A 15,787-nucleotide genomic window follows, 5' to 3' on the forward strand; every position below is an offset into this window, starting at 1 on the left:
AGTCGGGCCCCGGCCGGCGGGTCAGGAGGAACAAGTGGCACAGATCATCGCCGAGGTCTCACGGACGTTCAACGAGTTTCTGCTCTTGCCCAACCGGACCCGGACCGACTGCTCGCCCGCGACGGTCGAGCTGCGCACGCCCCTGGTGCGGCACATCGTGGGCGAGCCGTCGGCGATCGAGCTGCACTCCCCGTTCACGTCCGCGATCATGCAGGCTGTCAGCACACCGGAACTCGCGATCGCGCTCGCTCGCAACGGCGGTCTGAGCTTCCTGCACCACAACCAGTCGATCCAGGACCAGGTCGCAGCGGTCTGCCATGTGAAGAACTTCAAGGCCGGATTCGTCACCAGCGATACGAACGTCCGGCCTGACGACAGCCTGGGTCTCCTGGTCGACATCATGCGCCGCACAGGTCACAGCACCGCCGCGGTCACCCACGACGGGACCGCCACCGGACGCCTGTTCGGCCTGGTGACCTCCCGCGACTTCCACCCGCAACGCCACGACCTGACTGAACCGGTCAGCGGGCGGATGACCGCCATCGCCGACTTGCCCCATGCAGGGCCTGACACCACGCTTTCCGAAGCCAACGCCCGGCTGTGGGACGAACGGCTGGACTGCCTCCCACTGCTGGACAGCGAGGGCAACCTGCAGTATCTGGTGTTCCGATCCGACTACACGGACAACAAGCGATTCCCGAACCAGGTCGTGGACGCCGCCAAGCGCCTGCGCGTGGGCGCGGGCGTCAACACCCATGACTACCAGGAGCGCATCCCGGCCCTGGTGGAGGCGGGCGCGGACGCGCTGTGCTTCGACTCGTCCGACGGCTACAGCGACTGGCAAGCACAGGCCCTGACCTGGGTGAAGAAGCACTATCCCGAGATCCCGGTCGGCGGCGGCAACGTGGTCGACGGCGAGGCGTTCACCTTCCTCGCCGAGGCGGGGGCGGACTTCGTCAAGATCGGCGTGGGCGGCGGCAGCATCTGCATCACTCGCGACCAGAAGGGAATCGGCCGCGGCCAGGCCAGTGCTGTGCTGGATGTTGCGGCGGCACGGGATGCCTTTCGCGAGCGCACCGGCGAGTATGTGCCGATCTGTTCCGACGGCGGGCTGGTGCACGACTACCACGTGGCTCTGGCGCTGGCGATGGGGGCGGACTTCGTCATGATGGGGCGTTACTTCGCGCGATTCGACCAGGCGGACGGCGCGAAGCTGCCCACCCGTGACGGCTTCGTGAAGGAGTACTGGGGTGAGGGCTCGAACCGTGCCCGCAACTGGCAGCGCTACGGTCAGGGCGGTCAGGGGCTGGTCTTCGAGGAAGGCGTGGACGGCTACGTCCCCTACGCGGGCGACCTCAACGAAGGGCTCGCCCTGACCATCGCCAAGCTCAAGACCACGATGGTCTCCTGCGGTTCTGCCACCCTGCCAGAGTTCCAGTCCACGGCCCGGCTGACCCTCGTTTCAGACCAGAGCTTCCAGGAGAGCCACGCCAACGTCACCCTGCGAGACACCCCGGCGACGGTCTCCTGACAAGCTGCCGAGGTCCATCGAGGACTGCTGGTGGGGGGAATAGTGCACGGTCGGAAGAACCCCCCTCCCGCCAGTGTTCCGGACCATGGTGTTGTCGCGGAGCAGTAATGCGATGTCCCGCTCCCAGAGGGTGCCGCCGGCCGCCACGTTGATCGTGAGGTGACGGATGTGTGGCTGGGCGGAGGAGAGGATCAGCCGCGGGTCGCGGGTCCTCAACCGCGTCGGAGTGACTGTGGTCATGTGCAATTCGTCCTACACGTCGGTGCGATGGACTTGCCTGACCGTCTCGGCCGTCGACCTGTCCAGGGGCGTGGCGGCCGACGGAGCTGTGGGGCCCGCCTGCTGCCCAAGCCGCCGCATGGCAGCGGGCGGGGACCTGTGAGTGCTGCCGCGGTGGGCAGACCATGTGGACGCGAATCACGCAGCCGGGGCCGGATGCGGAGTGGATCTCGCGTGTGTCGTAGCTTCGGCCCGGGCGGATGTCCTGCTGGCACTTCGCGCAGATCACGACGGGTCACGAAGATTCTCGTAGTGGTCGCACAACGACAGCACCGACAGTGCGACCTTCCGCGCGTGCCGACGAGCACCCTCCGGACCAGTCCCCGGAGGCGTTGTCACCCGCAGGCACGCCCCGTCCACAGCGACCTGAGCCACCTTCGCCGACGAGTCACCAAGCGGGGCGCGGCGGATGAGGGCCTGTACCTCCGGGGCCATCAGGTTCACGAACCCGCGCATCGCGGGGATCAGCGCGGTGCCGTCCTCGTCAGCGAGGACCTTACGTGCGACGTCCCGCATCGTGGCGAGGTCGGGTGGCGCGGACACAGCATCTGAACTCGTCGTGACCTTCATGTCACTGACGGTAAGAGTAGGTGGGGGGTAGGAAGGGGAGAGTCTCTCCCCCCTTGTTCAGGGGCAGGGTTCCTCCCTCTACACGGGTACACCGAGCTCCTGCGCCAGATGCTGCGCGTCCTCGCGGACCATGCGCGGCCCGGTCTTCACCAGCTCAGGCAGGGCCATGCGGGTATGGATGTTGTACTGAATCGTCTCCGGCGATTCGCGGAACGCCTTCTGGAGCAAGGCCACCGAGGCAACGCCTTCGTCTTGCATACCGTGCGCCCGGGCAGTCTCGATCAGGTGGTAACTGCGGCGGGTCGCTGACGGGATCGTGTCCAGATCGAGCGCCTCCGCGACCTCCAGCGCCTTCCCGGGCTGCATCAGGTCGTTGTGCATGGTCAGCGCGTAGCCGTCCACGATGCCCTGCCCGAACACGAGCCAAGGGTGGGCGTAGTCCCGGCCCAGCCGCCCCGAGGCGTCGTTGGCCTTGTCCCAGTACCGCCACGCATCACCGGCCCGTCCGGTCTTCGCGAAGGAGAGGGCCACGGCCAGCTGCAACAGTCCCCACCGGGCGAGGTCTTCCGGATCGTCCTGGCGCAGCAGCGCGGCCGCCTGCTTCGCCAAGTCGACGCGTGCCTCTGTCGCCTCGTTGGCGTCCCTGTACACGTGGTTCATGTCCCAGGCTGCCGCAGCGATCGCGCGCGGGCTGTCGGCGTCCTGAGCCGCTGTCATGGCCCGGTCGCCGGTGAGAACGACCAGCTCCGGTGCGGGCTGGAAGCTGAGGAAGAGCTGCGCGAGGTGGTAGGTCTGCCCCTGCGCGACGAGAACACGGCGGCGGTCGGCGCCCTGCAGCGTGCGCCCGGAGTGTTCGGTGTCGGCGAGGAGGTCCGGCAGCAGGGTCGCGATGCGGGACCGGTGATCACCCTTGGATCGGGACTCGTCCTTCTGCTCGGCGACGGGGCTACTGCGTGGGGTAACGGCAGTAGTGGACGGCAACGCCAGCGGAAGGATCGTGCACAAACTTGTGGGTCGTTTCCGTCCTTGGAGGGGGAGGGGTTTCGCGAGCCTGTGGGAGGCGTGACGGAGGAGATCGATGGCCGGGCGCTGGAGGCGGAGCCGGACAGGTGCCTACACCGTCGCAGGTCCGCGGGACTGGCCCGGCACTCGTGTGGCGCGACGACCTGAGGGGGGACGACGGCGCGCTCGATGTTCGGGCCTTGCCGGCAAGAGCAGGGCTTCGAGATTCGCCTGAGCCGAACGCGGCGTACCCGGATGCGCCCGCCACCGCTTCGCGGGATGTCGGTTCCCGTGGACGGCAAAAGACAATGGCAAGGAGAGCGCTCTCCTTGCCACTCTCAACTTATAGCGCGCTGGGGGGCTTGCCGCAAGGCCCGGGTCACGGCGCAGAATCGTCGGCCGATGCCGCAACCTGCGGAGATGGGGGCACGGCGTGCGTGTGTTGTTGTCGATGTACGGGGGCGCGGTGACGTCGAGCCAGGAGTGGGACCGGCAGTTGCAGCGGTGTGTGCTCGGCGCGGAGGGGCGGGGGGTGCGCGCCGCCCGGTCGGTCGACTCGTCAGAGGGGCGGCGACCAGCGATGAGGGTGTGCGTGACAGGAGGTTCGACAGGGTGGGAGGCACCGGTGATTCGATCGGCCACCGCAGTGCGACGGAACTCGGCCGGCTCGGAGGTGTCGCAGTGATGCAGCAGTACGTGTGCGATCTTCAAGAGGTCGACGAGACGCAGGTCGCGGTGGTCGGCGGCAAGGCAGCGCACCTGGGCGGGCTGTCGCGGATCGAAGGCATCCGCGTGCCGGGTGGCTTCTGCGTGACGACGGACGCCTTCCGGCGGATCACGGCGCAAGCGCCGTCGATCGACGAGCGGCTCGAGCGGTTGTCGCGTGTGAACCCGGACGACCGCGAGGCGGTCCGCACACTCAGCGCGGAGATCCGTCGGGCCATCGAAGGGATCGCCGTCCCGGCCGATCTCGCGGCGGCGATCACGCGTGCGCTCGCCCGGCACGGCGAGCAAGTCGCCTACGCCGTCCGCTCCAGCGCGACGGCGGAGGACCTGCCGACGGCCTCCTTCGCCGGCCAGCAGGACACGTACCTGAACGTCATGGGGCCGACGGCGGTCCTCCGGCACATCAGCCGATGCTGGGCCTCGCTGTTCACCGAGCGGGCCGTGACCTACCGCCGGCGGAACGGCATCGACCACCGTGCGGTCCGCATGGCCGTGGTCGTGCAGCGGATGGTCTTCCCGCATGCGGCCGGCGTCCTGTTCACGGCCGACCCCGTCACGGGCAACCGGAAGGTCGCCACCGTGGACGCCGGCTTCGGTCTCGGCGAGGCCCTGGTCTCCGGCCTGGTGAACCCGGACGTCTTCAAGGTGCGGCACGGCGAAGTCGTCTCCAGGGCGATCGCCGTCAAACAGCGCGCCGTTCACGCCCTGCCCGCCGGCGGTACGCAGGAAGTGGCGCTCGACTCGCAAAAGCAGGAGCAGCCGGCGCTGACGGATGCACAGGCCGTGCGGCTCGTGCAGCTCGGGCGGCGGATCGAAGCGCACTTCGGCCGTCCGCAGGACATCGAATGGTGCCTGGTCGACGATGGCTTCCAGATCGTTCAGAGCCGGCCGATCACGACGCTGTTCCCCATCCCCGAGACCGGCGACCAGGAGAACCACGTCTACGTCTCCGTTGGTCACGGGCAGATGATGACTGACCCCATGAAGCCCCTGGGGCTCTCCATGTGGCAGCTGACGGCCATGGTGCCGATGCACGAGGCCGGCGGGAGGCTGTTCGTCGACGTCACCCGGCGCCTGGCCTCGCCCGCGAGCCGCGCAGGCCTCCTGGACGCCATTGGGAGGGGCGATCCGCTGACCAGGGACGCTCTGGAGACCGTCATCGAACGCGACGACTTCGTCCCGTCGCTCCCGGACGCGGGCCCCGGCGGGCCACCGGCCGAAGGTGCCTCCGCCCCCATCGAGACCGATCCGGCCATCGTCACCGAGCTGATCGAGCGCAGCCAGGTGTCCATCGCCGCCCTGGAGCGCGACATCCGGACGAAGACCGGACCGGCGCTCTTCGACTTCCTGCTGGAGGCCTTCGAGGAGCACAAGCGAGTGCTCGGCGATCCGCTGAGCATGCAGGCGATCACGGCGGGGATGGAGGCCACGTGGTGGCTCAACGACAAGCTGCAGGAGTGGCTCGGCGAGAAGAACGCGGCTGACACGCTGACGCTGTCCGCCCCCGACAACGTCACGTCGGAGATGGGACTGGCGCTGCTCGACGTCGCGGACGTGATCCGTCCGCGGCCAGAGGTGGTGGCGTTCCTGCAGGGCGTCGAGGACGACGGTTTCCTGGACGAGCTGTCCAAGCTCGCGGGCGGGACCGAAGCACGCGATGCCATCGAGGCCTACCTCGACCGGTACGGCATGCGCTGCGTCGGCGAGATCGACATCACGAGGCCACGTTGGCGCGAGCGCCCCACGACGCTCGTGCCCGTGATCCTCGACAACGTCAGGAACTTCGAGCCGGGCGCCGCCGAGCGGCGCTTCGAGCAAGGCCGGCGGACGGCGCAGGAGAAGGAACAGGACGTGCTGTCACGCCTGCGGGCCCTGCCGGACGGGGACCGGAAGGCCGACGAGGCCAAGCGGATGATCGACCGGGTCAGAACCTTCATCGGATACCGGGAGTACCCGAAGTACGGGATCGTCAGCCGCTACTTCGTCTACAAGCAGGCCCTGCTGGAGGAGGCCGAGCGCCTCGTGCAGGCCGGCGTGCTTGCCGAGAAGGAGGACGCCTTCTACCTCACGTTCCAGGAACTCCACGACGTCGTGCGCTCGAACCGGGTGGATGACCAGCTCATCCAGCAGCGCAAGGACGCGTTCCGGTCCTACCACGCGCTCACACCACCCCGGGTGCTGACCTCGGACGGTGAGGCCCTCACCGGGGCGTACCGGCGCGACGACGTGCCAGCCGGCGCCCTGATCGGCCTGGCGGTGTCCGCAGGGACCGTCGAGGGAAGGGCCCGCGTCATCCTGGACATGGCGGACGCCGACCTCGAAGCGGGCGACATCCTGGTCACGCCCTTCACGGACCCCAGCTGGTCGCCACTGTTCGTCGGCATCGCGGGCCTGGTGACGGAGGTGGGCGGCCTGATGACCCATGGCGCCGTGATCGCCCGGGAGTACGGCCTGCCTGCCGTCGTGGGTGTGGAGCGGGCCACCCGGCTGATCCGGGACGGGCAGCGGATCCGCGTGCACGGAACCGATGGGTACGTCGAGATCCTGGCTTGACCGATCACACCGAGAAGCCCCATCCATAGCTTCAGCCAAACAAAGCGAGAATGCCAAGTAGTTGATGACCACCCCGTGACGTCGCCCGCAACACGCACACGACTCGTGCTCTCTTCAGCGGTAGGAACCTCCAGAAAGTGGAGTAATGCTCACTTCCTGGGCCCCTTGCTGTCGGCGCACCGATCTAGCCGTAGCGTTCCATGGCTGAGAGTTGGGAAGATATAGCCGAACCGACCATCTGCGTAGGCCGCTTCCACTAGCGACGCTCGTCTGAGAACTCCTCAGCAGTCAGCAACCATTCCACTGAGCGGGTACCGAGTCTCCCGACTCGTGCGCTCTCGCCAGCCGCCCCGGATCATGAATGGGAACCTTCCGGCGAAGTCATCCACCGAAGTACCATCCCGCCAGGCAGCCAGTATCTAAATCAGATCATCAGTGGCGCCCTCAGGCCCATGTGAATCCCTGCCCCTGGATTGCCACGTAGAAGGTCCTGCTTTGGCTACCGAGCTGAATAGAGGCCCTTCCGCGACTCGAATCCAGCTCAGCCGCGGCGTCAACTACTGCCGTCAACGTACGCAACAGCCCCGCCAAGGATTGATCCCTGGCGGGGCTGCTTTTGGCTCACCCGGCAATTCAGGCCAGATCCATCTATTGAACCGGCCAAGTATCGAGCCACCTGCCAAAATTCCCAGGACCGTAAGCCGGTAGCGGAATTGTGCTAGACAGTCGAGACGCGCAACCGATCGAGGAGATTAACCCCTGATTCTTCGAGACGCTCCTCCAGCGCTTCAGTCCCGACCTCTCTCGCAAACTTCGCCTCTTCGGTAGAGATCGGGATTAGCCAAAGGTAGGTGATTTCCTTTCCCTCCGCCATGCAGATGGCCGTCCTCCGATCCAGACTATATGGCCAGGACACAAGAAGATGACGATTTTCGGAACCCTCCACCCACGGCCTCCCAATATCTATCACGGATCCGTGCCGCAAGCGATGTTGCGGGAAACTGTGATAGTGGGCGACCATCGCGAGAGTCTCAACATGACGCGGTGACTCAGTGGGCGACATGATGAAGAATTCCCGCATCGACTCATCGTCGACACCGAAAGCGCCAGTCGACAGATAGATGTAGGAATCGCCTGGCCCAAGAGGTGAGACCCTGTGAACTGCGAAACCTGGCAGCACTTCCTCAATCGGGCCGAGCGCCCATCGGAACTCGTCGTGATGACGATCAGGCCAGCTGGCTTCCAGGTGGCGCTGCAGCGCCTCGTGTACCACTTCCGAGTGTCCCATTACCTCATCCCAAACGCCTTGGCGATGTTTCTGGATATTCTCGCCATGACCGCACCTTGACTCCTTTGACATCTAAGGCAGGCCGCGCCATTGATTCCGACTTGCGCATATGCGCGCCGCTGGGCGTGGCCTCCGCAAGGGCGAACTCCTCGGCCTTCAGTGGGACGACGTCGACCTCAGTGCCGGCACTGCCAACATCCGCCGCGCCCTCCAGCGGACCCAGGTCGGCGGACTGACCACCCTGCCCACCAAAACCCGCGCATCCGAACGGCGCATCGCTCTCCCCAGCGAGGGCATCCACTCGTTGGAAGAACACCGTGAAGCTCGGGAAGTGGAACGTCAGGCGGCAGCTGAAGGCTGGGATCACAGCGGACTCGTCTTCACCACGCCGGCGGGAGGGCCGATCGATCCCGCGAACCTCAATCGCGGCTTCCGTGCCCTCCTCGATCGGGCCGGGCTCCGCCGCATCCGCTTCCACGACCTACGGCACTCCACCGCCACCCTGCTCCTGGAGCAAGGCGTCGAACTCGTCGTGATCAAAGAGCTCTCGGCCACGCTCACATCGGCGTCACCGCCACCGTCTACGCCCATGTCAGGCTCCGGCTCCAGCGGGACGCCATCGACCTGCTGGGCCGCACCCTCCGGCGCTCCGACGAGACCACCGGTCAGCCTGACGATCCTGCCGAGCCGCCACCGTGCGCAGCACCCATCCGCTGACGTTGCCGTCAACTACTGCCGTCAGGCAATCCGGCACATGCCAGAGGCCCCACCGGAAGATCGACCGGTGGGACCTCTGGCGTACCTGCTCTAGTGCAACACTTTAGCCCTGACTATTGCCTATGCCTCTGGCAACCTGGATTGGCGGTCGAACTACTGGCAGAGCTGAGCCTTCTTGACTAGCCGCAGCGACCAGGCTGCGCCACACTGAAGATTCCGAATTTCTCCAACAATTCGGAGAGAAGCGTGGTTTCCACTAGAGTGCCTTCGAAGCCAGACTGCTTGAGTTCATCCGACAATCTCTTCGCTTCTTGAATTGACGTACCGAAGGCTGCTCGAAAGGACTTCAGTAGTACTCCCCCGTGCGCTGTGGCGTCGATGAGTCTCAGGCAATGGGGTCCATGCTGCTCCAGGATCGCGTTCCGCACTCTTGACGGTGCCCAACCATCATCTGAGTCGTGCGAGATTCCGCACGTGTTGCAATCCCACTCGACTTCCCAGCTGAGGCGCCCGTTGTTGGTGGATTGAACCAGCCACTCCGTGCCGACCCCGCCGCACTCGCGGCACGGTCCGGGTAGCCGGGCTGCCTGTTCTGTCATTACCATCCCCTGATCGACATGTAGCGGTTGACGATTCCGTAAAATCGTTCCGATGTCCCGGAGCCGTCGCGTGGATGATGGTTGGTCAGACCGCGTGCGAACCAGCGATGGTGCAGTTCTTCGTGGATCACCGTAGTGCGAAGGAGTGCCCGACTCGCAAACCGCTTGTATCCAACTTGCGTTCCTACGTTAGGCATCGCCATGCCGGAGTTGACCCCGTAGCTGTAAACGGGGCGGTGGGTGAGATTGAGGTCCGGGAAGTCTTCGCTGATGATGGCATCAATGGCGCGATTTCTGGATGCCGTCGTCTTTCCGGTGGCGTTACTGAGCTCTTCGCTGCTCTTCCAAACGTTGCCGCTTCCCTGTTCTTCGGCGGAACCGCAGTTGTGGACCAGGACCGGAGTGGCCCCCGCCAGCACATAGTACGTGTGGATGTCCGCAACGGTCAGGTTGTGGACACGTGCCGTCTGGGTCCAGCGCTGGATGGACTTGATCTGGACGAGTGTCCCGGAGCTGGTCCGGAGCCACTGGCCTGCCTGGAGGTTGGTCGCCTTGACCCACTTCCGCAAGGAAGGAACCCAGAACGGATGCCCATCAGTTGCGGTGATGCTGTTGGTAGTTTCGGTCGGCTTTCTGTCGCCTTCCTCCACAATGGTGATCTTCACCAGGTGCTTCAGGCCTTCGCCCAGGATCTCGGCGGTAACCGTTTTACTCGATGATTTGCCAGTTTCCGGGTCGGTGGCCAGAACCTCATCGCCCATACGGACGTCTTCTATGGCTCTGTAGGTGCCATCGGCCATCAGCACAGCAGTTCCAGGGAGGAAGCTGTTTTTGTTGTTTTTGCAGAGGCCGGCAGCCTTTTTCGCCACAACGGCGAGTGCAACGTCGAACGCGAGCTTGCCCGCGCCTTGGTCCGACCTTCCGTTGGCGAAGTCGCTAGAGACCTCCACTGCTCTTTCCGTGATGCCGGCGCCTGGGTTGAGGAGTGGTCCAAAGGAGTATTCCAGATACTCCTGGCACCTGCCGTTGCCGGAAATGCAGCTGGTCATGCTGGTGAAGTGATTTTTACCTGTATCAATGAAGCCGTTTCCGAAGTTCTTCGCCGCATCGACAAACGCGTTGCCGAAGCCCGAGAACCAGTCGCCCACGGTGCTTCCACTGCTGTCCGTGGGTGCGGTCCCGCCGGTTTCACCGGTACCGGATCCGCCTTGGTGGCCACCGTCGGGCTTGGGCTGCGGGGGGCGGCCGCCGTCTACGTACCTGAATCCGGCGTTGCAGTCGTCGCACCACGTGCCCGTCGGGTCGCTGGACGTGACCGGGGTGTTGTTGGCGTAGGCGTAGCCGTTCAGAGACTGGTGCTGGTCGAGGGCCAGGATCGGGTCGACGCTGATGAACTGGCCGATGGCCGGGTCGTATTCGCGGGCGCCGATGTGGGTGAGGCCCGTGGTCGCGTCGGCCGGTTTGCCGAGGAAGGCCTTGTCGTCCGGCCAGGACTTCGGGGTGGTGCCCCGGGGGGAGCCGAACGGGGTGGTGTAGCGCTTGGTCACCGCGAAGGTGGTGGCATCGATAGCGAGGCTGGAGGTGCCGTGGTGGTCGCCGGCGAGGAAGGTCAGCTGGGTTGCGGTGGTGCCCTTGGTTCCGGTGCGCAGGGCGATGGTCTGGCCCGCCGCCGTGTAGTAGCGGGCACCGGTAAGGGCCTTGGTCGTGCCCTTCGTGGTGAGACGGGCCTCGGTGCCTCCGGGGAGGTAGAGGACCGTGTCGCCGTCACCCGTCGTGTTGCGGCGGATGAGCAGCTCACCGCTCGCGTCGTAGAGGTAGCCAGTGCCGGTGGCCGGCTTGCTGCCCGCGGCGGGTTCCTTCGTCGAGGCGAGCTCGCCCTCGCTGTTCCAGGTCAGGGTCTGCTGGGCCTGGGTGCCGGGACGCTTGGTGGTGTTACCGGAGCTGTCGTAGGTGTAGGTTGCCGCTCTCGCCCCCGTGGTCGAAGTCAGGGGATGTGGCTGATCCTCGGCGGTGCCGTAGGCGTACGTGGTGGTGCTGTCGCCCGATGACGTGTGCTGGGTCTCGGTCCTGCGCTGGCCGGAATCCGTGTAGGTGTAGCTGCTCCAGTAGGGCGCCGCGCCGGAGAGGTTGGCCGTGGTGCGGCCGTCGGCGCCGCAGTTGCGGAGCTTGGGGGTCCAGGCCTCGGTCAGGCGGCGGTGGCCGTCGTACCGGAAGCACTGGTAGTCGGGCTTCGTTGTGCTGCCCAGGGTGGCGGTGTCGAAGATCGAGGTGACGTTTCCGGCGTCATCCTGGTTGATCTTGAGATCTTGCAGCGTGTAGCTGTGGACGGTGTCGGCGACGTAGGAGCGGGTGAGCCGCCGGGTCCCCTGTTCGTACTCGAAGGAGAGGTAGGCCTTCGAGCCTGTGCTGTTCTTGCCCAGGGTGAGCTGTCCTAGGTCGCCGAGTTGGGAGTACTGGGCTGCCTGGAGGTACTGGCTGGTGCCTTGTGACGTGAGCTGCTGGCCGGTCGCGTTGTAGGTGTTTCCGACGGTTTCGGTGGGCAGCCCGGCCACGGCCGGGTGGCTCGTCTGACCGATGGTGCCGTCGAGGTTGTAGTCGGTGGAGAAGGAGAGCGTCTGCGGGACCCCGGCGGTGACGAGGGTGTCGCTCGCGAGCAGGATCAGCTGGCTTCCGGTTGGCTGGTAAAGCGCGTCGTAGCTCGTGACCTTCTGGGTGTAGGCCTTGCTGGTTGTCTGGCCGACGCCGTTCTCATAGCGGACGGCGGTGTCCTGCTGGCCCTTGGCAAGTGTGTCGAAGGTCCACGCGGCGAGCTTGGTGGCATCGGTCTTGGTGCCGTCCCACAAACCCGTCTTGCGTCCGAGGACGTCGTATTCGGAGAGCAGCTTCTTGCCGCGGGAATCGGTGTTGACGATGACCTGGTCGAGCTCGTTGTACGTCGTCGTGGACGTGCCCTTGTCGGGATCGTCGGAGCTGACCGCACGACCGAACAGGTCGTACGTGTAGGACCACTTGGCCTTGTCCGCGCCTTCGACGGTCTTCTGCTGGCCGGCCGGCGTGTATGTGTAGTCGGTGGCCGTGTAGTTGCTGCCGGTCGGTGCGGTGCTGCCGTACTCGCGGCGCTGGGTCACCTGACCGCGCGCGTTGGTGATCTGGGCGGTGGCCTGGCCGCCGGCAGGTGCGGTGGTGGTCACCGTGTCGCCGGTGTAGGCGGTGTCAACGGTCCACTGGAGGACGCCCGTGATCTTGGTTTCCGCCTTGATGGCGCGGGCGGCGCCGTCGTAGGTGGTGTCGACCTGCATCGGGGCCTGAGCGCCGTTGGTCGCGACGAGGTTGCCGGTCGGACCGCTCTGCTGGTCCCAGACATCGGACTGGGCCGAAACGGCGAGTCCGCGCTCGTCGTAGAGGGTCTCGGCGATCAGCCGCCCGCCGATCGGCGAGGGTGTCTGGACCTGCCGTGGGCGCAGAAATGAGCAGACGCTCGCGATCCGTCAAGTGATCGCGATCACGTGTGGCCGCAAAGGTCGCAGCTCAGAGGCGAAGCTGGATCTCGCACCAGCGGGCGGCGGGCAGTGTGACGAAGAGGGATCAGGTCTCGGCCGGCGCCGGCAATCGACTTCGAGTGTGGCTGGTGCAGGCCAGGCCTGCCGACGCGAGTGCTGACTCTCTGCACCATCACGGGAGGGGCACATGAACGCGGGGCCGGTCGGGAGCGTGACCGGACCTTTGTCGGTCAGGTCCACTGGCCGCTCCAAGGCCGGCAGGATCTCGCGTAGTTGAGCCCTGAGGCGGTTGATCCGCCGGGTGCGGTCGAAGACGAGGTCCAGGCGCCGGCTGGTCGAGATGCGCGAGTCGACGCGATCTCGCCATCGGACCTGAGCAGACGCAGGTCCCGCGCCCGGACAAGCGGGCCGTGCATGCGCCCGCCCCCGTGCTGGTCGCGGGGGCGGGCGCTGGGGCTGCCTGTGTCAGCCGAAGCAGTTCGGGACGGGGTTGGTGCTGCCGTCGCAGTTGGTGGGCACGTTGTCGATGATCCTGACCTTGCCGTTCGTGACGACCGTGCCGTCGTTGTGGACGCCGCCGGCGGGTTCGTCGGAGATGTTGCCCTTCACCTTCGAGTCGGTGAGGGTGACGAGGCTGTTGACGCCGACGAAGACGCCGCCGCCGTTGGAGCCGTTGCCGGGAGCCTGGTTGCCGGCGATCTTCGAGTCGCGGATCGCCACCCCCAGCTCGTCGTCGTCCAATTCGACGGAGATACCGCCGCCGCTGCTGTTGGTGGCGGTGTTGTCGAGGATCCTGCTGTCCTCGATCACGGCTGATGCCGTGAGGTTGAGGCCGCCGCCACCCCCGTCGGTGGCGGTGTTGTCCTTGACGGTGCTGTCCCGCACGAAGAGCGAGCCGTACTGGTTGTAGATGCCGCCGCCGTAGTAGCCGAGGTTGTGGGTGAGGGCGCTCTTCTCCACCTCGGTCACGCCCCCGTAGTTGTTCAGGGCGCCGCCGTAGTAACCGTAGTTGTAGGAGAGGTAGCTCTCACTGATCTTCGTCGTGCCGTATTCGTTGACGATGGCCGCGTAACCGTCGGAGATGTTGCCGGTGACCTTGGTTCTGCTGATCTCGGCCTTGCCGTAGTAGCTGGACACGGCGGCACCCTCGTGGCCGAAGTTCGTGTGCAGGGTGCTGTCGCGGATGGCGGTGATGCCCTCGTTGTAGACACCGCCGCCCTCGTAGCTGCTGACATCGCTGACGGTGTTGTCCTCCAGGGTGACCTTTTCGAGGTCGACCCGACCCGCGGGTCTCACGTTGATGGCGCCACCATTGTCATCGGCGGCCTTGCCGCGGGTGATGGTGAGGTTGCGGAGTTTCAGGTCGCCGCCGGACTGGACCTCGAAGATCCGGAAGTCGTCGGCGTTCGCGGCGCGCGTGATGGTCGCGCCGTTGCCGATGATCGTGATCGGCTGGGTCACGGTGGGCAGGCCGTTGCCGTCCGTATTGGCGGTGAGCGTATAGGTGCAGTCCTTCGCCAACTCCAGGTGGCCGGGACCGGTGACCTCGTTCGCACGCACGATCGCCGAGATCAGGTCGTCCGGATCGCACTCCACGGACCTGGCCTTGTCGCGATTCCCCTCGTGCGAAACGCGGCCGCGGTCGTCGTCGTGGCCGTGCTTCCTCGCTCTGCCGTGGTGATCGGAATCTTGGCCCTTGCCCTTGTCGCCCCTGGCGCCGGAGTCCCGCCCCTTGCCGCCGTGGGTCGCCTTGTCCTGGGAACTCGACTGGTCGTCGTCCCTGGACGCGGAGGCCGGCTTCGCTTCCGCGGAGTCCGCGTACGCGGCCGTGCCGCCTCCGCCGACCATCGTGGCGAATCCGGCCGCCGCGAGAACGGCGACCTGCCAGTGACGGCTCAGTGTCGTGGTTTTCGCACGGGACGCCGTGTCCGTGCCGCTGTCCTGTGATCCAGACATCGACGGTGCTCTCCTTCTGTGTGACAAGCCGTCACGCCCCATGGTTGGGAGGGGTGAACGTGGGGGCATCGAATCACAGAGAAAGGTATAAATAAGACAATAAGTCTGGAGTGGGTGTGTCGAGTCCCGAGTGGGGTGTGTCGGTGCTGAGGGCGTAGCTCCCGGCCCACAGGACGGCGAGCCCGCGTCGCGGCCGGGGCCGGTATGCCGGGAGCTCCATCCGGCCGAGATGACCGGTGACCGCGGCATGTCCCAGAGGGGAGCCAGGGGTCGCACGGCCGGCCGGCAGGGTCGACCGCTCATTCGGCAAGCTCCCGTGGCCGGGGACGGTGCTCACGGCTCGCAGGCCGTTCTGTCACAGGTCCGTACCGGGCCGCTCCCGGAGCGGGTGGCGGAAAGCGCAGGTCGGAGCAGTCTCTTGGGGAGCGCTTTGCCTCACTGACAGGTGGTGCACAGAGCGGGCCCAAGAACGTCCTAAGCGCGGTTGGTTGAGTCCCGGCGTCAGGTTCCTCCTCGAACTGTGGAGCTGTCTCCCATGAAGCGTGCACGTCTCGTACCCGCCGTCGCCCTGCTGGCGCTGTCCCCGCTGCTGCTGACCGCCTGCGGCTCGGACGACTCCTCGTCCACGAAGGGCGGCACCTCGTCGTCGTCCCCGGGCGGTGAGGGCTCGGGGAATCAGGGCAACCAGAGCTGTCAGCCGCCGTCGGGGATGCCGTCCGGTATGCCCTCCGGGATGCCGACCGCGGTTCCCAGCGGCGCCCCCACTGATGTGCCTTCCGGTATGCCGACCGGCGCCCCGCCGTCGGGCATGCCGAGCGGCGCTCCCTCGGGCATGCCGCCCGGCGGCCCCGGCGGAGGCTGTGGCGCCCCGGGTGGCGGACAGCCCGGGCAGGGGCAGCAGGGGCAGGCGCCGCAGGGTCAGCAGGGACAGGGCCAGCAGGGCTGAGTCTCGGTCGCCCCGCGGGAGCGGGGGGGGGGGGGGGGGGGGCCACAACTATCAAGGCCCCCCACCACAACACACAACCCCGGCGTGAAAACCACACCCCACCGACCCCCGCAACAGCAA

9 protein-coding genes and 1 pseudogene are annotated in these 15,787 nt (G+C 66.3%); 5 read left to right on the forward strand and 5 right to left on the reverse strand.

Features of this window, described 5'->3' with window-relative positions:
* Positions 1 to 34: 34 nt before the first annotated feature.
* Positions 35 to 1,531 (forward strand): IMP dehydrogenase, encoded by a 1,497-nt coding sequence (locus ABZ532_RS28295; protein WP_361289743.1) that lies wholly within the window; start codon positions 35 to 37, stop codon positions 1,529 to 1,531.
* A gap of 504 nt (positions 1,532 to 2,035) precedes the next feature.
* On the opposite strand, the gene ABZ532_RS28300 is transcribed toward ABZ532_RS28295, so the two are convergent.
* Positions 2,036 to 2,380, reverse strand: coding sequence for a DUF6415 family natural product biosynthesis protein (locus ABZ532_RS28300; RefSeq protein WP_361289746.1), 345 nt, complete (start codon positions 2,378 to 2,380; stop codon positions 2,036 to 2,038).
* A gap of 78 nt (positions 2,381 to 2,458) precedes the next feature.
* The gene (locus ABZ532_RS28305; protein WP_361289748.1) at positions 2,459 to 3,361 is read right to left on the reverse strand and encodes a hypothetical protein; all 903 of its coding nucleotides are present in this window, start codon (positions 3,359 to 3,361) and stop codon (positions 2,459 to 2,461) included.
* A 702-nt stretch (positions 3,362 to 4,063) separates the two neighbouring features.
* Between ABZ532_RS28305 and rph the strand changes: the two genes are divergently transcribed.
* Positions 4,064 to 6,661: a rifamycin-inactivating phosphotransferase gene (rph, locus tag ABZ532_RS28310; protein WP_361289809.1), complete on the forward strand. Its 2,598-nt coding sequence runs from the start codon at positions 4,064 to 4,066 to the stop codon at positions 6,659 to 6,661.
* A 718-nt stretch (positions 6,662 to 7,379) separates the two neighbouring features.
* On the opposite strand, the gene ABZ532_RS28315 is transcribed toward rph, so the two are convergent.
* On the reverse strand, positions 7,380 to 7,742 hold the full coding sequence (locus tag ABZ532_RS28315) for a suppressor of fused domain protein (protein WP_361289812.1): 363 nt from the start codon (positions 7,740 to 7,742) through the stop codon (positions 7,380 to 7,382).
* Positions 7,743 to 7,817: 75 nt separating this feature from the next.
* Between ABZ532_RS28315 and ABZ532_RS28320 the strand changes: the two genes are divergently transcribed.
* Both ABZ532_RS28320 and ABZ532_RS28325 read left to right on the forward strand, forming a co-directional pair.
* Entirely contained in the window at positions 7,818 to 8,009 is a 192-nt protein-coding gene (locus tag ABZ532_RS28320) for a hypothetical protein (RefSeq protein ID WP_361289817.1), read from the forward strand.
* 67 nt (positions 8,010 to 8,076) lie between these two features.
* Positions 8,077 to 8,666, forward strand: a pseudogene (locus ABZ532_RS28325) (site-specific integrase); the annotation flags it as partial.
* A gap of 598 nt (positions 8,667 to 9,264) precedes the next feature.
* Here ABZ532_RS28325 and ABZ532_RS28330 read toward each other — a convergent pair.
* Together ABZ532_RS28330 and ABZ532_RS28335 are read right to left on the reverse strand one after the other, a co-directional pair.
* Entirely contained in the window at positions 9,265 to 12,564 is a 3,300-nt protein-coding gene (locus tag ABZ532_RS28330) for a polymorphic toxin-type HINT domain-containing protein (RefSeq protein ID WP_361289751.1), read from the reverse strand.
* A gap of 666 nt (positions 12,565 to 13,230) precedes the next feature.
* Positions 13,231 to 14,721, reverse strand: coding sequence for a right-handed parallel beta-helix repeat-containing protein (locus tag ABZ532_RS28335; RefSeq protein ID WP_361289754.1), 1,491 nt, complete (start codon positions 14,719 to 14,721; stop codon positions 13,231 to 13,233).
* A 535-nt stretch (positions 14,722 to 15,256) separates the two neighbouring features.
* Between ABZ532_RS28335 and ABZ532_RS28340 the strand changes: the two genes are divergently transcribed.
* Positions 15,257 to 15,667 carry a hypothetical protein gene (locus ABZ532_RS28340; protein WP_361289757.1) on the forward strand — a complete coding sequence of 137 codons (411 nt, stop codon included), beginning with the start codon at positions 15,257 to 15,259 and terminating at the stop codon, positions 15,665 to 15,667.
* The last annotated feature ends 120 nt before the right edge of the window (positions 15,668 to 15,787 follow it).

It is taken from the genome of Streptomyces sp. NPDC019396, from assembly GCF_040632375.1.
Classification (GTDB): domain Bacteria; phylum Actinomycetota; class Actinomycetes; order Streptomycetales; family Streptomycetaceae; genus Streptomyces.

Excerpts from the sequence above, each read along its gene's own strand:
- ABZ532_RS28300 (WP_361289746.1), bottom strand. The coding sequence starts at position 2,380 with ATGAAGGTCACGACGAGTTCAGATGCTGTGTCCGCGCCACCCGACCTC.
- ABZ532_RS28335 (WP_361289754.1), bottom strand. The coding sequence starts at position 14,721 with ATGTCTGGATCACAGGACAGCGGCACGGACACGGCGTCCCGTGCGAAA.
- ABZ532_RS28330 (WP_361289751.1), bottom strand. The coding sequence starts at position 12,564 with ATGCAGGTCGACACCACCTACGACGGCGCCGCCCGCGCCATCAAGGCG.
- ABZ532_RS28315 (WP_361289812.1), bottom strand. The coding sequence starts at position 7,742 with ATGCGGGAATTCTTCATCATGTCGCCCACTGAGTCACCGCGTCATGTT.
- ABZ532_RS28340 (WP_361289757.1), top strand. The coding sequence starts at position 15,257 with ATGAAGCGTGCACGTCTCGTACCCGCCGTCGCCCTGCTGGCGCTGTCC.